This is a genomic window from Cytobacillus sp. FSL W8-0315, assembly GCF_038002905.1.
GTDB classification, from domain to species: Bacteria; Bacillota; Bacilli; order Bacillales; family Cytobacillaceae; genus Cytobacillus; species Cytobacillus pseudoceanisediminis.
This window is the reverse complement of sequence record NZ_JBBOOC010000001.1, coordinates 4,227,591-4,245,475: the sequence shown is the minus strand read 5'-3', so window position 1 is coordinate 4,245,475 and position 17,885 is coordinate 4,227,591. Positions and strand designations below refer to the sequence as shown.

The window sequence follows — 17,885 nt, the reverse complement described above, 5'->3', positions numbered from 1 at the left end:
AAGGCAAAGGGAGAGGAGAAACCGGAGGAAGAACTTATGGGGAAACGTAAGTCTTCTCCGCGGTTGGCAACAACATCCTCGAATAGATGCTGTTAATTACATTATTTCCACAATCCTCACGGATATACACTTCATGCTATAAATTTTTTCAGCTGATGATTCCGCTTACAATTTGCCGGGTGGCTACCAATTGTAAGATATGGTAGGATAGGATAGAAAAAAGCAGTTTTCCGATCTCAGCAGACAGGAAAATTGACAATTTGCAGGTTAGCGGTGATAGTATGCGAGTGGTATCAGGAACAAGAAAAGGGAAGATATTGAAAGCTGTTCCGGGCAGTTCAACCCGTCCGACTACTGATAAAGTTAAAGAAGCTATTTTTAATATAATTGGGCCGTATTTCGAAGGGGGCCTTGGGCTTGATCTATTTGCGGGCAGCGGCGGTCTTGGCATTGAAGCCCTCAGCAGAGGAGCAGATAAGGTTATTTTTGTGGATCGGGATGGGAAGGCCATTCAAACCATCCATGAAAATATTCGGACATGCGGTTTTGAAGAAAAGGCGGAAGTATATCGAAATGATGCAGATCGTGCCATTAAGGCAATATTAAAAAGGGATCTGGTTTTCGATTATATATTTCTCGATCCGCCTTACCGCAAGCAGCAGCTTCTTAAGCTTCTGAAGTTAATTGATGAGAATGATCTGCTTTCGGTTCAGGGAACGATTCTATGCGAACATGGTTCTGATGTAGAGCTCCCTGATTCAATCGGAAGACTGGTTCAGCGGAAACATGAAAATTACGGGATAATTTCTATCTCAATCTACAGCTGGGCTGAATAATACATACTTAGAATGCTTATGGAAAACGATACATAATAAGAACATGACAGGGGGATATCAATGGGAGGCATCGCGGTTTGTCCAGGCAGCTTCGATCCAATAACTTATGGCCATTTGGATATTATTAAGAGGGCGGCAAAGGTATTTGAACAGGTTTATGTAGTTGTATTGAATAACTCTTCAAAAAAACCTCTTTTTACTGTTGAAGAAAGAATTCAGCTGATAGAAGAAGTAACAAAGGATCTTAAAAATGTTAAAGTAGATTCGTTTCAGGGGCTACTGATGGATTATGCAAAATCGGTTAATGCGAGTGCTGTCATTCGGGGCTTGCGGGCTGTTTCTGATTTTGAATATGAAATGCAGATAACATCCATGAACAGAGTCTTGAATGATGAAGTGGAAACCTTTTTTATCATGACTAATAATCAGTACTCGTTCTTAAGTTCAAGTATTGTGAAAGAAGTGGCAAAATATAACGGGAACATATCAGAACTCGTTCCTGACACTGTAGAAAAGGCTCTTAAGACCAAGTTTAGCTAAACACTAGAGCGTGGTGTCTTTCCTGCTGATTGTACTGGAATAATATAAAACGGGTGCCCGATTGATAGGTACCCGTTTTTTGTTATCTCTTATCCAAGCGCCTTGCGAGCATAAAGGTATAAACAGAAAGTGCAAGTATGGTTATAAGCGGTCCTGAAGCAGCTATTCCATCAAATAATTTGCCGAAAAATGAATATTTCTCAAAAAATCCGACCGGAATGGCATTGGATGGCTGTTCTGTATTGTAAAACCGTTCATAAATAGGCTGCCAAAGGATGTATGCATAAAAGGCAGCAGCAAAGCCGTGAAGGATTCTTGCGAAAAAGAATGGCTTGAAATTAATATCAGTTTGGGCAAGGATGCTTGCTACCTGAGCCTGCACGCTGAATCCGCTGAATGCGAGTATGAAGCTGACAATAATGACCTGCTGCATTAATGTTGCCTGCTGAACCTGGCTTGTCATCTGGCTGCCAAGTGTTATTTCAAATAACCCTGAAATGAATGGGATGCTCAATTCGGTTGGCAGACTAAATATTGACAGTACCGCCTCTAAGCCTTTAGCAAGGAATGCCGTGATTCCCAGATGAAATAGAAGTTTGTTAATAACAGAGAATAATATGATAAATCCGCCAATCATTAAAAGTGTTTGGATGGATGACATGACTGCATCCCCAAGAAGCTTGCCTATAGGGCGATTATCTTTTATTCTTGTCCGATGAAGAGCTGATAAGGCTGCCCGTAACGATGGTTTTGACGTCTCTGAACCAGGTGGAGGCTGCCTGGTTTTTTTTCCGTAGAACCTCATTAATAAACCGACAGTAATATTGCCGAGATAATGAGCCAGGGCTAATATAACACCAAGCTTGGCGTTATTAAAAAAACCAACAGATACTGCGCCAAAGATAAACAAAGGATTTGAACAATTAGTGAAAGAAACCAGGCGCTCTGCTTCTGTTTTTGATAGCTGTCCTTCCTGCCGAAGTCTTGCGGTCAGTTTGGCACCGGCTGGATAGCCTGAAGCCATCCCCATTGCCCATACAAATCCTCCGACTCCAGGTACTCTGAATAAAGGTCTCATCAAAGGTTCAAGGAGTACCCCGATGAACTTTACTACACCGAAGCCGATCAGCATTTCCGATACAATGAAGAAAGGCAGCAATGAGGGGAACACAATTTCCCACCACATATTTAATCCCCTGATTGATGCATCAACCGATTCCTGGGGAAAGGAAATTAATGAGATGGCTATTAAGGTTACAGAGAGTGCAAGAGTAACCGTTTTTAATTTGGAACGAAACACGGACAAGCCTCCCTCAAGTTGTACTGACTGTGCAATGATTTTAAACAATGGTAAAATAAAGAAGCGTTTAAATATATATTTTCTCATGACTTTTTCATTTATTTTACTTGAATGAACGAAATGCAGGTATACAAGGGTCAAACTTTTGCTGTCAAGTCTTGTCCCCATATAACCCAATATACTCATAGAACTTTAAAATAGACCATAGAATTAGGTACAGGCATATTGTATTTTTCAGCTGAAGATTTTTATTGTATGCTCCTTTTGGAAATAAATAGAATAGAATAACTTGAAGGCAAAAGTTCTAATCGGCCATTGGCGTTTGAGGGGGGAGTCTTTTGCAGCGACCGAAAATAGGATTGGCACTTGGTTCGGGAGGAGCTCGGGGATTCGCTCACCTGGGTGCCATCAAGGTCTTGAAGGAAGCCGGCATACCGATTGATTATATTGCCGGCAGCAGCATGGGTGCCATGGTAGGCTGCTTTTATGGGGCCGGACTTGATGTTGATCGTTTATATAAACTTTCCAAAGCATTTAAAAGGAAGTATTATTTAGATTTCACGGTTCCTAAAATGGGTTTTGTTGCAGGGAAACGAGTAAAGGAACTGATCCGTATATTTACTCATGGAAAAAATCTTGAGGACCTCGATATTCCTGTCAATGTTGTGGCTACTGATTTAATGACTGGAGAAAAGGTTGTTTTTAAAAGCGGCCCCATTTCTGATGCTGTAAGGGCAAGCATTTCCATCCCAGGCATTTTTGTGCCTGAAAAATTAAACGGGCGCCTTTTAGTGGACGGAGGAGTAGTGGACAGGGTTCCTGTGTCTGTTGTTAAAGAAATGGGGGCTGATATTATCATCGCCATCGATGTCTCACATGTCAAAACGAATGCGGAAATCACTTCAATCTATGATGTTATTATGCAAAGTCTGGATATCATGCAGATGGAGCTGGTTACTCACCGGGAGATAGCTTCCGATTTTATGATCAGGCCCCGGGTGGAAATGTATAGCTCCCGTGCATTTACCAATATAGAAGAAATCATCAAAATCGGCGAAGAAGAAGCAAAAAAGCATATTGACAGTGTTCATCATTACATAACAAAGTGGAAGGAGCATCCCGACAGATGAGAAGCAAGTTTTATACCCGTTCCTTCTTGGTTTTGGCAGTTATTCTTCTGGTTAGTTCGTTTTATTATCTGCCTTATTATGTATCAAAGCCAGGTATGGCTAAAGAACTGGAACCAATTATTGAGGTCGAAAACGGCAATGAAGAACAAGGCAGCTTTATGCTTACGACTGTAAGAATGGGCCGGGCTAATATATATGCATACGCAGCTGCTAAATTCAGCAAGTATCAGGAACTATACCCTGTAGAAGAAATACGTTCCGAAAATGAAACAGAAGAAGAATATAATGTACGGCAGCTGCATCTGATGGCAACATCCAAATTGGCTGCTATTGAAACTGCCTATAAAAAAGCTGGCATACCTATTCATTATCATTATAATGGCGTATATGTCCTTAATGTGCTCCCTGATATGCCTGCTCACGGCAAACTGCAGGCTGGTGACCGCATCTTTAAAGTGGATGGCAAGGAGTTCAAATCCTCTGATGAATTTATCAGCATGGTCTCCAATAAACAGGAGGGCAGTGAAATAACATTAACCTTTGAACGCCAGGATAAGACTAAGGAAACCTCGATTCCTTTAAAGACACTCAAAGAAACAGGAAAGCCGGGAGTGGGAATTACCCTGGTTGATGACAAAGAAATAGAGGTTGAACCGGCAGTGAATATTGACAGTGAAGAAATTGGCGGCCCTTCCGCCGGGCTGATGTTTTCACTTGAAATTTACAATCAGCTTATAAAAGAAGATTTGACTGGAGGCTATAAAATAGCTGGAACCGGAACTATTAATTCGGAAGGTACAGTCGGAAGAATAGGCGGCATCGAGCAAAAAATTGTGGCCGCTGACAAAGCCGGAGCAGAAATCTTCCTTGCCCCGAATGAAAAAGGAGCAGAAGACTCCAATTACAAAGCCGCTGTTGCAACAGCCAGGGATATCAAGACTGATATGAAAATCGTTCCTGTGGAAACCTTTGATGATGCGGTTGAATATTTAAGGAGCCTGGATTAACAGGAGCTTGCACCAAGCATTGAACAGCCAGCGGCAATCAAGAAACCGCTGGCTGTTCATTATTATCTGCTGGCAAACTGCAGCTTTCAGTTTATAGAATTAAGGAGTTCATAATTTAATCAACCATAATAGGAGGCTGATTAAATTCCTTCTGCATTAGAGTACGGTCCCGACCACCATCTATACCCATTGCATATACCCGGGAAGCTTTAATATCCAGCTGCAGCTGCTGTGCAGCGTGTGAAGAAATTCTTGAAATCAGCGGCAGTTTTAATTCGAATTTATGCCTGTTTAAATACTTCCTGCCGTTCTTGGACATCCCCAGAAGATGCAGATAATCTGCTTTTAATGGTTTGTTGGGCATCTCTGACTTTTCTGTATTTGTAAGGATATGCACACATGCCCGCTGAAGTCTTGTCCAGGTGTAACGCTTAGTTTTAATCTTCTCCATAAACTGCTGAAAAGTTTGAGCCTGGAGTGCTGCTGATAAAAACCTATGCTCCAAGCCTTCTTCCATTTCATAAATGTCCCGTAACTTTTCCGGCTGTAGATGAACCAGTCGGAATTTTAAGAAGGGCCAATATTGTTCCCATTGGTGAAACCCGCCAAACTCTTTTTTATACTGAAGTAAACCTTGATATGTAGTTTCCGGAACATATTGGCGAATGGATTCAATCTCTCCATTCTTGGAAAAAAGTGCTTTTCTTATGCTTGTGGCACTTGCTATGGAATCAGAAGCAAATTGTTCATCGTGGTATCCTGCGCTTTTTCTTGCAACTGTAAAAAGTTCCATGGATGAATATTGCCTTCGGGCTGACTTTAAATACTGAAAGCCAAGAATATTATTAGGTTTTGAAAGGTCTACCAATTCACCTTCAGGGTTCAGATCGAGGAATGCCATCGATGTTGCTTTGGGATAGCTGAAGCCAGCATCCAGATGCACTCTGACCCTTTCTTGATAGGCAGAATTATGTTCCTCAAGAAAAGATAAAGTTTGGTGAAAGCTTTCCATACTGCCGGATTCGCTTCCGAAGCAAAGGCTCCTGCAGCCGGCTGCTTCCAGAATGGATACAGCTCCGCTTGCAAAAATATCTGCCTGCTGAACAGCAAACTGGTATGGAAGCTCAAATACAATATCTGCACCCGCTCTTAATGCCATTTCAGCACGTTTCCATTTGGAAACTAATGCAGGTTCCCCCCTCTGGAGAAAGTTGCCGCTCATGACAGCTATAATGGTTTCTGCACCTGAAACTTTTTTTGCCTGCTCCAAATGAAAAGCATGGCCGTTATGAAAAGGATTATATTCTACAATTACACCTGTTGCATTCATATTGACATACTCCTCGAAAAGGTTTAAAAAGATATGTAATGGAAAAAGTATTAAGAAACAAAATCTTTAAATCCTGCAAAATTTTTTTTACTGAAGAAGCCTTCAATAGTAGGATATTAGCTACATTATAGTGTAAAGAAAAAATATTGACAAATAATTATAGGAAGGCTATAATTACCTTTGTTGCCTTGGGGTGATTCGTATGAAATGGACTTTAAGTCAGTTACAAAAATATCGAAGCAAGGATTTTCCCATTGATGAAACTGTCAATGTTGATGAGGTCATGAAATTGAATCCGGAAATACGCGGTGCATCACCAATGCATGTGACGGGCCGTACGGATATTGATTCTGCCAAAGTGACTTTTCATTTAAATATAAAGGGTCATTTAATATTACCTTGTTCTCGTACTTTAGTTGACGTAAATTATCCAATTAATGTTGAAACAACTGAAACTTTCCTTTTAAAAGGTCTTGATTATGAGACTGAAGAGGAGGTTCACCAGGTAAAAGGGGATGTGATTGATTTAAATCCGATCCTTCATGAGATCCTTTTACTCGAAGTCCCAATGCAAGTTTTCTGCGAAGACAGCAGTGAAGAAGGAGCTCCTCAATCCGGTAAGGATTGGGAGGTCATTCAGGAGCAGGATAAACAGGATAAAGTAGATCCTCGTCTTGCCGGACTTGCTCAATTTTTTGATCAGAATGATCCTTCTTCCGATTCATAACGGAAGAAAAACAAGAAGCACTTGAAGACACCAGCTTGCTCTGGCCTTCATAACTTTCTTAATGGGTGTGTCCAATTCCTATGGACATCCTCTAATACTCTTTAAGGAGGTGGGAAGAATGGCTGTACCTTTTAGAAGAACATCTAAAACTGCGAAGAGAAAACGTCGTACCCATTTTAAATTACAGGTTCCTGGTATGGTAGAATGCCCAAACTGTGGTGAAATGAAACTTGCTCACCGCGTTTGCAAAGCTTGCGGAACTTACAAAGGAAAAGAAGTAGTAAACGACTAATCCTTTAGATATAAAGCACAAGAACTTAGTTCTTGTGCTTTTGTCGTTTTTAGGCAGTGATTTTGCCTCATCAATAAGTAACTGTCTATGTATATTTTTGCTAATATTATAAATAGTTTAACCAATTACAAGGAGGCAGCCATGAACCCTTACATAATTGAAGAATTCGAGAATGGACTTTTAGTATTTAAGATTAACAGGCCTGAAAAAAGGAATGCCATAAGCTATGAAGTTATGGATGGCCTGGAGATCGCACTTCATAAAGCAGGTAAGAAATCAGTTAAGGCACTTGCGATTACAGGAGAGGGAGACCAGGCTTTTTGCTCAGGAGGTGATCTATCTTCCTTTCACAGCTTAAAAACAGAAGATGAAGCTTTTGGAATGCTAAGCAGAATGGCTGGTCTTTTAAAAGAAATACTATTCTTGCCAAAACCAACTATTGCCATATTGAATGGAACAGCTGTCGGCGGTGGCTGTGAGCTTGCTGCTGCATGTGATTACCGGATTGCCAATGCAGGAATTAAAGCCGGTTTTATCCAGGGAACTTTAGCCATAACAACCGGCTGGGGCGGCGGTTCCATCATTATGGAAAAGATGCTTCCTGCCAATGCCATGAGAATGCTGATGGAAGCAAAATTATATTCTGATGAAGAATTAAAAGAATTAGGTTTCATACATTCTGTCTTTGAAGGGAATCCAATCGACGGGTGCAAGAGCTTTCTGGAAAGAATGCTTAAGCTTGAGAGTGAGGTTTTGGAAGCTTATAAAGACCTTCTTGTAAAAAAGTGGGCTGCAGCTGGCTTAGAAGAGAGAATTGATCAAGAAGTGCGTCGCTGTTCGGTTTTATGGGAGGGAGAAGCGCACCATAATAAAGTTGACAGTTTCCTGAATAAGCCTTAAGCATATCCTTCCGAAATTAGAAAAAACCATTAATTTCCTGGGGATGAATAAAGTTACACTTTATAATACGATATCAGTCTATCTTTTCTAGCATTGGCATATGTATAAAGAAAAACACTAGGAGGGATACACTGATGTCTTCAACCCGTCAGGATGCTTGGTCTCAAGATGAGGATTTACTGCTTGCAGAAATCGTACTCCGTCATATTCGTGAAGGAGGAACTCAGCTTCAGGCATTTGAAGAAGTTGGCAAACAGTTAAGCAGAACCGCGGCTGCCTGCGGATTTCGCTGGAATTCCTTTGTAAGAAAACAATATAAATCAGGAATTGAACTGGCAAAAAAGCAGAGGAAAGAAATGAAGAAAAGTCCGCAGGCTGTGGAAGTGGAACAAGAGCTTCCAGCTGTTCCAGAGGAAAATGCGGAAAAAAGAAATGAAAACTCAGTTCAGTCAATTAAAAGGACTATCGAGTTTGAGGAATTAGCCTCTTTCCTGAAAGAGTTATATGAAAAAGCTCAGAAGCCTGCTGTCTCAGAAGATCCTTATCCTAAAAAACGCATTCAGGAGCTTGAGAAGCAAATGTACTACCTGGCAGCGGAAAATGAAAAATTAATTAAAGAATTGAATACAATGGAGCAGGATTACAAAGCTCTGGTAGAAATTATGGAAAGTGCAAGAAAGCTTGTCGGGCTCAAAGACGGCACCCGCCACAAAAACTTGAATTTTACTGTGAATCCCGATATAAAGCCTGAGAAGGTGGAGAAATAGATGTAGCGTAATTAAATAGAAATAAGCGGACTGCAATAGTCCGCTTATTTAATGACTTAGTAGTAGTAGACAGCATCTTAATGGGTTTGTTCTTTAACTCCTGCCGGGAACCAGGCCAGCGGATTCTCTCCCAGGTCGCGTTCCATATCATAATTAACGGGTTCAAATCCCATTTTCTCCCAGAAGACTTTCGATTTTACTCGTGGATTTGTTTTAATAGGAAGTCCAAATCCTTTGGCGAATTCTACAAGTTTCTGGCCGTAGCCTTTGTTTTGATAGTCAGGCAGGACTTCAAGCTTCCATAACTCCAGATAATCCTGTGCGGGATCGAAATATCGATCGAATCTTGCTTCTATCTGGTAAAGGCTCATACGTGCTACAAGTTTATCCCCGAAATAAATGCCGTAGAAAGGCGACTCGCTGTCATTTTCAATAATATTAGCTTCAAGGTCTTCAAGCATGGATAGCTCCTGCAGTCCATACTCTTTGAATTTCTTAAACTCTTCCAGTGTTTTATAATTTACTTTTAATTTTTCAACTTTATAGTTCATAAAATCTCCCCCTTAGCCATCGATGTATAGGAATTCTGCAGATGTAACCGCTTTATAATGCCTTCCTAATAGTTGAAAGGTTTTTTCTATGTCTATTATTATATAACAAGTAAACAAAAAATTCTGCACATATGAAAAACTTAATATATTTTTAGTTTTTTTATAAAAATCAGAAAGCGTTTACAAAAACAGAAGGAAATAGGCAGAAGATTGTAGAAATATATATTATTGCAGGATTACTACAATGAGAAAGGGGACCGATTGTGCGAAAAATTCTGATTGCCAACAGGGGAGAAATTGCTTTAAGGATAATTAAAACCTGCCGTGAAATGGAAATTGAGACTGTTGCCATATATTCTGATGCAGACAAAGATCTGCCATTTGTTAAAGAAGCTACATATGCTTTCCGTATTGGTGAACCGCCTGTTAATAAATCTTATTTAAAGACAGAGGCCATTTTGGAAATTGCAAAGAGGGAAAATGTAGATGGAATTCATCCGGGATATGGTTTTTTATCAGAAAACGCCGTCTTTGCAAGATCCGTAATTAATGCGGGTATTGTTTTTATTGGACCAGATCCTGAAACCATTGAATTGATGGGGGATAAAATTGTATCCCGCAATACTATGAAGGAAGCGGGAGTGCCGGTTGTCCCAGGAAGCGGAGAGGGAACATCCACTCTTGAGGAAGCATGCAGGCTTGCGGATTCTATGGGCTATCCAGTCATGCTGAAGGCCAGTGGAGGAGGCGGAGGTATTGGAATGGTGCGCTGTGAAAATGAGCAAGCGCTCGCTAAGTCTTTCGACTCCACAAAAGCCCGTGCAAAAGCCTATTTTGGATCTGATGAAGTATTTATTGAAAAATATATAGAAAATGCCAGACATGTCGAAATACAAGTGTTTGGTGACCATCATGGGAATATCGTACATCTATTTGAAAGAGATTGCTCTATTCAGAGGAGACATCAGAAAGTAGTAGAGGAATCACCGTCACCTTTCCTTTCAGAGCAAACAAAACAGAAGATGTATGAAACGGCTTTGACTGCTGCCAAAGCAGTCAATTATAAAAATGCCGGAACAATTGAATTTATTGTGGATGAGCAGGAGAACTTTTATTTTCTTGAAATGAACACAAGACTTCAGGTTGAACATCCCGTAACTGAACAAGTAACTGGGCTGGATCTTGTAGAATGGCAGCTGCTTGCAGCAAGAGGAGAAAAGCTGCCGCTGCAGCAAAATAGCATCAAGCAGGCTGGCCATTCAATTGAATTTAGGCTGTATGCTGAGGATCCTGTAAGCTTTATGCCTTCTCCAGGCAAATTGTCCAAATTTGAGTGGAAAGATACCCCAGGAATACGCGTTGATTATGGATATGCTTCAAATACGGCAGTCAGCCCATTTTATGATCCAATGATTGCAAAATGCATTATATATGGCCAATCAAGGGATGAAGCGATAGAAAATGCCTTACAATTCTTTGAGGGACTGGGAATTGAAGGCATTAAAACAAATGCACCGTTATTTAAAGAAATATTAAAAGACGAAGATTTCCGTAAAGGGAATTATTCTACATCATTTCTAGCAAAGAAGGCTTTTGCTGTTAACTAAAAGGAGGAAAATACAATGAAAGAAATTACATCATCAATGGCAGGTACTGTATTAAATGTTTTGGTTGAAGCGGGTCAGGAGGTTAATGCAGGCCAGGAAGTATTAATGCTTGAATCCATGAAAATGGAGATTCCAGTTGAAAGCGAAGCTGCTGGAAAAGTAGCTGAAGTGAAGGTAAGCATAGGAGATTTTGTTAACGAAGGCGATGTGCTAATCGTATTCGAATAAGAAGGCTGAGACACGGATATCCAATACAGGTGGCTGATGCTGAGTACCGTGCAGCAATAAGCAAGTATAACGAAGAATGGAAAATTTATATTTTAGGAGGATGGGAATGACCACTGCAAAGACATTAACAGAGACGCTGCAGGAAAGAAGCAGGGTAATAGAAGCTGGCGGACATCCAAAATATCATGAAAAGAATGAAGCCCAAAATAAGCTCTTTGTCAGAAGACGGCTTGAACTCCTGTTTGATGACGGATTCTATGAGGAAGATGGCAAGTTTGCGAACTGTCAGGAAAGTGATCTTCCGGCAGACGGGGTTGTAACAGCAGTTGGCAGGGTAAATGGCCAGACCGTTTGTGTAATGGCTAATGATTCCACAGTAAAAGCCGGTTCCTGGGGTGCGAGGACGGTTGAAAAGATTATCCGTATACAGGAAACGGCTGAGAAATTAAAAGTTCCGATCCTTTACCTGGTTGACTCTGCCGGTGCCCGTATTACCGATCAGCTTGATATGTTTCCGAATAGACGAGGAGCAGGGAGAATTTTTTATAACCAGGTAAAACTTTCAGGCATGGTACCTCAGATATGTCTGCTTTTTGGACCTTCTGCTGCTGGCGGAGCTTATATACCTGCGTTTTGTGATATTGTTATTATGGTAGATCAAAATGCATCTATGTATCTGGGTTCACCAAGAATGGCAGAAAAGGTTATTGGGGAGAAGGTTACCCTTGAAGAAATGGGCGGTGCCCGCATGCATTGTTCTGTCAGCGGCTGTGGCGATTTGCTTGCACATAGTGAGGAAGAGGCCATTGATTCAGCAAGAAGATATTTGGCTTACTTTCCTGCAAGTTTTAAAGAAAAATCAGTGAAGCTCGAGGCGGTAATGCCCAAATCCGGCCGCAGCCTCGAAGAAATTATCCCTAAAAATCAAAATGCCCCATTTGATATGTATGAGTGTATTGATTCCTTAATTGATGAAGGCAGCTTTTTTGAAATTAAGAAACTTTTTGCAGGGGAACTCATTACGGGACTTGCACGGATTGGGGGGAATCCTGTAGGGATTATTGCCAACCAGCCAAAGGTTAAAGGCGGGGTATTATTTGTGGATTCTGCTGATAAAGCAGCGAAATTTATTCAGCTTTGTGATGCTTTCCATATTCCGCTATTATTCCTTGCAGATGTCCCTGGATTTATGATTGGGACTAAGGTGGAGAGAGCAGGGATTATCCGGCATGGTGCAAAGCTTATTGCTGCGATGAGTTCTGCAACAGTGCCGAAAATTTCAGTTGTCGTCAGAAAAGCATATGGAGCCGGGTTGTATGCAATGGCTGGACCAGCTTTTGAACCTGATTGCTGTATTGCCCTGCCTACAGCACAAATCGCAGTTATGGGTCCTGAAGCAGCAGTAAATGCGGTTTATTCCAATAAAATCAATGCGATTGAAGATCCGAAAGAAAAGATTAAATATGTTCAGGAAAAACAGCAGGAATATAAAGAAACAATTGATATCTACAAACTTGCCTCTGAATTAATTGTTGACGATATTGTTGCACCTTCAGAATTAAGAAATGTTTTAATTAACCGTTTTAACCTGTATGAGACTAAAGAATTGACATTCAGCATCCGCAAACATCCGGTTTATCCAGTTTAATACTTTATCCTTTTAAAAATCCCTTTTTCGATCTTCGAAAAAGGGATTTTTTTAAAGGATTTAGCTGATGAAAAATGGAATAAAGAAAATAAATATTGGAATTAGTAATTAAAACATTCCATTTTACCCATGAATTTATCTTATTTTGTTAAAATATGCTTAAAAAGTAAAAATGGTGGAGTCTGTTATGAAAATAGCTATTATCGGTGGAGGCGCCATTGGCCTTCTGTTTGCCCATTATTTAAATGAAAATCATGAAGTGCGTGTTTATATTAGAAACAGTACTCAATTGCAAAAGCTGCGCAAAAAAGGACTTACAACTGAGAGAAAAGGCATTCGCAGCAATGCCCCCTTAAAGGCATTCCATTTCAAAGAATGGAAGGGAGAAGAGGATTTAACAATCATTGCTGTTAAGCAATACAGCATTCCTGAAGTTGTAAAGGACTTAATGGAAATGAATACTGGCAAGTGTGGATCATATTTGTTTTTGCAAAATGGCATGGGGCATTTGAAATGGGCTGAAATGCTTGAAGCGGAAAATATTTATGTGGGCAGTGTAGAGCATGGTGCTTTAAAGTCAGAGCCTGACACAGTGCTGCATACTGGAATTGGGGTAACCAAAGTGGCTGCTTTAAAGGGAGATGTGGAACTTTTATCGAAAATATCCGATTCAGCATCTTGTTATTTTCCTTTTAAATTTGCCGAGAATCACATAGAAATGCTAATTGAAAAATTAATCGTAAACTGTGTTATAAATCCGCTTACAGCAGTTCTCCGTGTGAGAAATGGTGAACTCTTAGCTAATAAATATTATTATCAGTTATTTTTGAGGTTGTTTGACGAGGTAAGTGGCATATTAGGCATTCCTGATAAAGCAGGTGCATTAACCCATGTAAAAAGTGTCTGTGAGGAAACAGGGATGAACAGATCTTCAATGCTTAAGGATATCGAAGAAGGCAGAGAAACAGAGATAGATGCTATTTTAGGATATATCCTTGAGGAAGCTGAAAAGAAGAAGATGTCTGCTCCATATTCTGAAAGTCTTTATTGTCAGATCAAAGGCAGGGAGTAAAAAGGGGGAAATGAGTTGAATACTGTGTTCTCAAGCCTAATTGCAACATTGGTGACCATACCGCTGCTCGGATATCTGGCTGTTTTTATTATCAGCAAACAAATCACTAAAAAACACAAAAGATCTGTACATATTGCCCTGGATGTCAGCACATTATTTTTTATTCTGGCGGTTCACTATTTAATTGTCGTAATCTGGGATAAATCCTATCTATGGATGATAGTCCTATCACTGCTGATTACAGCGGTCACTTTTATTATCATGCATTGGAGAATTAAGCAGGAAATCAATCTGCGTGCCTTATTCAAAGGGTTCTGGAGATTCAATTTTTTACTTTATTTCACCGCTTATATAGTTCTAATGTTAATTGGGCTTGTTCAAAGGGTAACTTCTGTTGTCTTCATTCCATAAGTAAAGCAGGTCCGGAATATAATTATTTTACATCTAGAATTAAAGCATTTAGGTAAGCAAAGTTTTTTTCTTTTCATTTAAGACAATGCTATACTCATAAGATGAAAATTAAAATTGATCAGCTATGAGAAAGGAAGTTCATTAATGGAGATTCTTAATCTCTCATTGCCGGCAACAAACCGGTTTGCAACAGATTATATTGCACAAACAGAAGAAATTATGCAGTTTTTTCACTATCGTTATAATTCCGACTCTGATTATAAAGCACGGTTAGCTGAACTGAAGGGCCGGTCGTTTATGAGAAATGAACTTTCTGAATATATTGGAGAGTTTATGGATCAATTCCCTGCTTCCCCGGCTGTTCATGACTCACTAAATAAGCTGAAGCAAGAAAATAGTGCAGTGATTATCGGAGGGCAGCAGGCCGGTATTTTGACGGGACCCCTATATACTATACATAAAATCATCTCAATCATAAATCTTGCAAAACAGCAGGAAAGTAAGCTGGGAATCCCTGTTGTTCCGGTATTCTGGATTGCGGGGGAGGATCATGACTATCAGGAAGTAAATCATATTTTCATCGAGAAGAATAATAAAATTGAAAAAATGACTTATCCTGAAAAAGTTTTAGAGAAGAAGATGGTTTCAAATATCCCTTTGAACCGTGAAAAATGCAGGGCATGGGTGGAAGACATCATTGAGACTTTCGGAGAGACGGAACATACAAAAGACCTTCTTTTGAGTTTAGAAGGAATTATTATGCATTCACAAACCTATGTGGAGTTCTTTGCCGGCATTATTATGCATTTATTTAAAGAAACAGGGCTTCTTCTGGTTGATTCAGGTGACCAAAAGCTTCGCAGACTTGAAAGCAGCATTTTTGGCAAACAGATCAAAGGTTTTGAAGATATCACAAAGCGTGTGAAAAGCCAGCAGCAAAACTTGGAGAATGCCGGGTTTCCAAATGCTATTGACTTAAGTGAAAATGCTGCAAACCTATTTTATTATGATGAAAAGCATAAAGAAAGAATACTTTTGGAGTTCAATCAGGAAAAAAAGGTATTTACCGGTAGGGAACAAACTCACGAGTTCTCAATGAATGAGCTCCTGGAGATTTCAGAAAATCATCCCGAACGACTAAGCAATAATGTGGTGACAAGGCCTATCACACAGGAATGCCTGTTTCCGGTTCTTTCCTTTATAGCCGGTCCTGGCGAAATTGCCTATTGGGCTGAACTAAAAATGGCATTTGAATGGTTTGGAATGAAAATGCCTCCGATTATGCCCCGTTTAAATATCACTATCTTAGAACGTTCTGTGGAAAGTGATTTGAGAGAATTAGGACTTGATTTGCAGGGCGTGCTTGTATCAGGAACGAAAGCAGAGAAAGATGAGTATCTGAGGAGTATTAAAAATGAAAGCATAGAAGCCCAATTCCAAAAAACAAAAGCTCAAGTAAAACAAAACTATGAGCTAATCGAAGAACTTACAATGAAAGAGGTTCACGCCCTTCTTCCTATGTTAAAGAAAAATGAAGATCTTTTAATAAGGCAGATAGATTTCATGGAGAATAAAATCCAGAAGTCCATCCAGCAAAAACATGAAGTAATCATTATGAAATATGAAAAAGCTGAAAACTCACTGAGGCCGGGTGGAGTTCCTCAGGAGAGAGTTTGGAATGTTCTCTATTACCTTAATAAATATGGGATGAATTTCCTTGAAGAATTGATTGAGTACTCCTTTCATTTCGATGGGACACACAAAGTCATAAAAATTTAATATTCGCCATTATTCTTCGGACCTTTTCCATACGGATGAGGTCTTTTTTTTGATGAAAAAAGATGAAATCCCTTTATATCCTGACTATTCCCCAGCGTGAAAATCTGTGAAAAGCATAGTAAAGAATTTAAAGAAAATGTAATAAAAAGACGAACGGAAAATGGGGGAATACCTTATGGGAAGCAGGATTTTATATGAAGTGGTAGAATAATTAAAAACATGTGGAGGAAAGTGGGGGATTGTGGTACATTTGAGTTAGAAAGTGGGTGCAGTGGGTATGTTCATGGGTGAGTTCCATCACAACGTTGATAATAAAGGCCGTCTCATCGTGCCATCCAAATTTCGTGATAACTTGGGTGAAACATTTGTTTTGACACGCGGACTTGATCAATGTTTGTTTGGCTACCCCATGGATGAGTGGAGGCAGCTTGAAGAAAAATTAAAGGGCCTTCCGCTTACCAAAAAAGATGCCCGTGCATTTACCCGTTTTTTCTTTTCAGGTGCCACTGAATGTGAAATTGATAAACAAGGAAGAATAAATATTGCTTCCCCTCTTCTGCAATATGCAAAATTGGAAAAAGAATGTGTAGTGCTGGGCGTTTCCAATCGGATCGAGATATGGAGCAAAAATCTTTGGGAAGATTATTTTGCAGAATCAGAGGAATCTTTTGCTGATATTGCGGAAAACATGATTGGGTTTGATATATAATGGGAATGTTTTAGTAATATAATTTCCCATGATACAAAGATATTTGTTTAGCTCCAGGTGCCATTAATGCATCTCGTGCTTCTCGGATTGGAAAGGTGGATTCATACAACAATGTTTGAACATACAACAGTACTATTAAAAGAAACAGTAGAAGGCTTAAATATCCATCCTGATGGAGTGTATGTGGATTGTACGCTGGGCGGTGCAGGCCACAGCGAATTAATTCTTTCCCAGCTGTCTGAAAAGGGAAAGCTGTATGCATTTGACCAGGATGACACAGCGATTGCTCACGCAAAAGAAAAACTGGCTGAATATGGTGACAGAATTACGATCATCAAAAGTAATTTCAAGTATCTTCAGGAAGAGCTTGCAAACCTGGGTGTGTCAAAAGTAGATGGTGTTTTATATGACCTTGGCGTTTCATCACCTCAATTGGATACACCTGAAAGAGGTTTCAGCTATCATAATGATGCCCCGCTTGATATGAGAATGGATACAGGCGCTGACATTTCCGCTTATGACGTAGTAAACAGATGGGAATATGGTGAACTTGTGAAAATCTTCTTCAGATACGGAGAAGAGAAATTCTCGAAGCAAATTGCGAGGAAGATTGAAGCGGCCAGGGAAGTTTCCCCGATAGAAACAACAGGCCAGCTGGTTGAGCTGATTAAAGAGGCAATACCTGCTCCTGCCAGACGAAAAGGCGGGCATCCCGCCAAGCGTGTATTTCAGGCCATTAGAATAGCTGTTAATGATGAACTTGGTGTATTTGAGGATTCTCTTCACCAGGCTATTGACATATTAAATCCCAATGGAAGAATCAGCGTGATCACGTTTCATTCACTGGAGGATCGGATTTGTAAAGCGGCATTTAAAAAAGCCAGTGAAACACCAAATCTTCCTCCCGGCCTCCCGATTATTCCAGATGAATATAAACCAATCTTAAAGCTCATTAACAGAAAGCCGATTCTGCCTTCAGAAGAAGAGCTGGAACACAATAATCGGGCAAGGTCCGCTAAACTGAGAATAGCAGAGAAGCTTTAAGGGATTA

At 40.0% G+C, this 17,885-nt stretch carries 19 protein-coding genes; 16 read left to right on the top strand and 3 right to left on the bottom strand.

Annotation, left to right across the window (positions count from 1 at the left end; all coding sequences use genetic code 11):
- The first annotated feature begins 281 nt into the window (after nucleotides 1–281).
- Nucleotides 282–836 (top strand): 16S rRNA (guanine(966)-N(2))-methyltransferase RsmD, encoded by a 555-nt coding sequence (rsmD, locus tag MKY20_RS21755; RefSeq protein WP_251175656.1) that lies wholly within the window; start codon nucleotides 282–284, stop codon nucleotides 834–836.
- A gap of 60 nt (nucleotides 837–896) precedes the next feature.
- Complete coding sequence (gene coaD / locus MKY20_RS21750) at nucleotides 897–1,376, top strand: pantetheine-phosphate adenylyltransferase (RefSeq protein ID WP_009330921.1); 480 nt, start codon at nucleotides 897–899, stop codon at nucleotides 1,374–1,376.
- Between the two features lie 82 nt (nucleotides 1,377–1,458).
- On the opposite strand, the gene ylbJ is transcribed toward coaD, so the two are convergent.
- Nucleotides 1,459–2,676: a sporulation integral membrane protein YlbJ gene (ylbJ, locus tag MKY20_RS21745; RefSeq protein ID WP_009330920.1), complete on the bottom strand. Its 1,218-nt coding sequence runs from the start codon at nucleotides 2,674–2,676 to the stop codon at nucleotides 1,459–1,461.
- 338 nt (nucleotides 2,677–3,014) lie between these two features.
- Here ylbJ and MKY20_RS21740 point away from each other — a divergent pair, with 338 nt between their 5' ends.
- Nucleotides 3,015–3,806: a patatin-like phospholipase family protein gene (locus MKY20_RS21740; protein WP_019381699.1), complete on the top strand. Its 792-nt coding sequence runs from the start codon at nucleotides 3,015–3,017 to the stop codon at nucleotides 3,804–3,806.
- Nucleotides 3,803–4,813, top strand: a complete 1,011-nt coding sequence (locus MKY20_RS21735; RefSeq protein WP_009330918.1) for a SepM family pheromone-processing serine protease — start codon at nucleotides 3,803–3,805, stop codon at nucleotides 4,811–4,813. The genes MKY20_RS21740 and MKY20_RS21735 overlap by 4 nt, the downstream gene beginning before the upstream one ends.
- Before the next feature lie 115 nt (nucleotides 4,814–4,928).
- Here MKY20_RS21735 and MKY20_RS21730 read toward each other — a convergent pair whose 3' ends face one another.
- Nucleotides 4,929–6,143 carry a nucleotidyltransferase gene (locus tag MKY20_RS21730; protein ID WP_251175657.1) on the bottom strand — a complete coding sequence of 405 codons (1,215 nt, stop codon included), beginning with the start codon at nucleotides 6,141–6,143 and terminating at the stop codon, nucleotides 4,929–4,931.
- Nucleotides 6,144–6,345: 202 nt separating this feature from the next.
- Here MKY20_RS21730 and MKY20_RS21725 point away from each other — a divergent pair, with 202 nt between their 5' ends.
- The 4 genes from MKY20_RS21725 to MKY20_RS21710 all read left to right on the top strand — a co-directional run bounded on the left by MKY20_RS21725 (nucleotide 6,346) and on the right by MKY20_RS21710 (nucleotide 8,829).
- Nucleotides 6,346–6,870, top strand: a complete 525-nt coding sequence (locus tag MKY20_RS21725; RefSeq protein ID WP_009330916.1) for a YceD family protein — start codon at nucleotides 6,346–6,348, stop codon at nucleotides 6,868–6,870.
- 118 nt (nucleotides 6,871–6,988) lie between these two features.
- Nucleotides 6,989–7,162: a 50S ribosomal protein L32 gene (rpmF, locus tag MKY20_RS21720; RefSeq protein WP_009791160.1), complete on the top strand. Its 174-nt coding sequence runs from the start codon at nucleotides 6,989–6,991 to the stop codon at nucleotides 7,160–7,162.
- Between the two features lie 141 nt (nucleotides 7,163–7,303).
- Nucleotides 7,304–8,062: an enoyl-CoA hydratase/isomerase family protein gene (locus MKY20_RS21715; protein WP_251175658.1), complete on the top strand. Its 759-nt coding sequence runs from the start codon at nucleotides 7,304–7,306 to the stop codon at nucleotides 8,060–8,062.
- Between the two features lie 134 nt (nucleotides 8,063–8,196).
- Entirely contained in the window at nucleotides 8,197–8,829 is a 633-nt protein-coding gene (locus tag MKY20_RS21710) for an RsfA family transcriptional regulator (RefSeq protein ID WP_217030318.1), read from the top strand.
- Between the two features lie 77 nt (nucleotides 8,830–8,906).
- Here MKY20_RS21710 and MKY20_RS21705 read toward each other — a convergent pair whose 3' ends face one another.
- Nucleotides 8,907–9,380 carry an N-acetyltransferase gene (locus MKY20_RS21705; RefSeq protein WP_009330912.1) on the bottom strand — a complete coding sequence of 158 codons (474 nt, stop codon included), beginning with the start codon at nucleotides 9,378–9,380 and terminating at the stop codon, nucleotides 8,907–8,909.
- Nucleotides 9,381–9,643: 263 nt separating this feature from the next.
- Between MKY20_RS21705 and MKY20_RS21700 the strand changes: the two genes are divergently transcribed.
- From MKY20_RS21700 to rsmH, 8 genes are all read left to right on the top strand, one after another.
- Nucleotides 9,644–10,987 carry an acetyl-CoA carboxylase biotin carboxylase subunit gene (locus MKY20_RS21700; protein WP_251155915.1) on the top strand — a complete coding sequence of 448 codons (1,344 nt, stop codon included), beginning with the start codon at nucleotides 9,644–9,646 and terminating at the stop codon, nucleotides 10,985–10,987.
- A gap of 15 nt (nucleotides 10,988–11,002) precedes the next feature.
- Nucleotides 11,003–11,215, top strand: a complete 213-nt coding sequence (locus tag MKY20_RS21695; RefSeq protein ID WP_009330910.1) for an acetyl-CoA carboxylase biotin carboxyl carrier protein subunit — start codon at nucleotides 11,003–11,005, stop codon at nucleotides 11,213–11,215.
- 106 nt (nucleotides 11,216–11,321) lie between these two features.
- Complete coding sequence (locus tag MKY20_RS21690) at nucleotides 11,322–12,863, top strand: acyl-CoA carboxylase subunit beta (RefSeq protein WP_251175659.1); 1,542 nt, start codon at nucleotides 11,322–11,324, stop codon at nucleotides 12,861–12,863.
- 187 nt (nucleotides 12,864–13,050) lie between these two features.
- Nucleotides 13,051–13,935, top strand: a complete 885-nt coding sequence (locus MKY20_RS21685) for a 2-dehydropantoate 2-reductase (RefSeq protein WP_009330908.1) — start codon at nucleotides 13,051–13,053, stop codon at nucleotides 13,933–13,935.
- A gap of 24 nt (nucleotides 13,936–13,959) precedes the next feature.
- Nucleotides 13,960–14,346, top strand: a complete 387-nt coding sequence (locus MKY20_RS21680; RefSeq protein WP_009330907.1) for a DUF3397 domain-containing protein — start codon at nucleotides 13,960–13,962, stop codon at nucleotides 14,344–14,346.
- Nucleotides 14,347–14,490: 144 nt separating this feature from the next.
- Nucleotides 14,491–16,125 carry a bacillithiol biosynthesis cysteine-adding enzyme BshC gene (gene bshC, locus MKY20_RS21675; RefSeq protein WP_251175660.1) on the top strand — a complete coding sequence of 545 codons (1,635 nt, stop codon included), beginning with the start codon at nucleotides 14,491–14,493 and terminating at the stop codon, nucleotides 16,123–16,125.
- Between the two features lie 277 nt (nucleotides 16,126–16,402).
- Nucleotides 16,403–16,834, top strand: a complete 432-nt coding sequence (mraZ, locus tag MKY20_RS21670) for a division/cell wall cluster transcriptional repressor MraZ (RefSeq protein ID WP_009330903.1) — start codon at nucleotides 16,403–16,405, stop codon at nucleotides 16,832–16,834.
- A gap of 111 nt (nucleotides 16,835–16,945) precedes the next feature.
- A complete protein-coding gene (gene rsmH, locus MKY20_RS21665; RefSeq protein ID WP_009330901.1) occupies nucleotides 16,946–17,878 on the top strand; it encodes a 16S rRNA (cytosine(1402)-N(4))-methyltransferase RsmH in 933 nt (310 codons plus the stop codon).
- Nucleotides 17,879–17,885 lie beyond the last annotated feature (7 nt).

Coding starts and splice junctions, on each gene's coding strand:
- rsmD (WP_251175656.1), top strand. CDS start 282: ATGCGAGTGGTATCAGGAACAAGAAAAGGGAAGATATTGAAAGCTGTT.
- coaD (WP_009330921.1), top strand. CDS start 897: ATGGGAGGCATCGCGGTTTGTCCAGGCAGCTTCGATCCAATAACTTAT.
- MKY20_RS21735 (WP_009330918.1), top strand. CDS start 3,803: ATGAGAAGCAAGTTTTATACCCGTTCCTTCTTGGTTTTGGCAGTTATT.
- MKY20_RS21730 (WP_251175657.1), bottom strand. CDS start 6,143: ATGAATGCAACAGGTGTAATTGTAGAATATAATCCTTTTCATAACGGC.
- MKY20_RS21725 (WP_009330916.1), top strand. CDS start 6,346: ATGAAATGGACTTTAAGTCAGTTACAAAAATATCGAAGCAAGGATTTT.
- rpmF (WP_009791160.1), top strand. CDS start 6,989: ATGGCTGTACCTTTTAGAAGAACATCTAAAACTGCGAAGAGAAAACGT.
- MKY20_RS21715 (WP_251175658.1), top strand. CDS start 7,304: ATGAACCCTTACATAATTGAAGAATTCGAGAATGGACTTTTAGTATTT.
- MKY20_RS21710 (WP_217030318.1), top strand. CDS start 8,197: ATGTCTTCAACCCGTCAGGATGCTTGGTCTCAAGATGAGGATTTACTG.
- MKY20_RS21705 (WP_009330912.1), bottom strand. CDS start 9,380: ATGAACTATAAAGTTGAAAAATTAAAAGTAAATTATAAAACACTGGAA.
- MKY20_RS21695 (WP_009330910.1), top strand. CDS start 11,003: ATGAAAGAAATTACATCATCAATGGCAGGTACTGTATTAAATGTTTTG.
- MKY20_RS21690 (WP_251175659.1), top strand. CDS start 11,322: ATGACCACTGCAAAGACATTAACAGAGACGCTGCAGGAAAGAAGCAGG.
- MKY20_RS21685 (WP_009330908.1), top strand. CDS start 13,051: ATGAAAATAGCTATTATCGGTGGAGGCGCCATTGGCCTTCTGTTTGCC.
- bshC (WP_251175660.1), top strand. CDS start 14,491: ATGGAGATTCTTAATCTCTCATTGCCGGCAACAAACCGGTTTGCAACA.
- mraZ (WP_009330903.1), top strand. CDS start 16,403: ATGTTCATGGGTGAGTTCCATCACAACGTTGATAATAAAGGCCGTCTC.
- rsmH (WP_009330901.1), top strand. CDS start 16,946: ATGTTTGAACATACAACAGTACTATTAAAAGAAACAGTAGAAGGCTTA.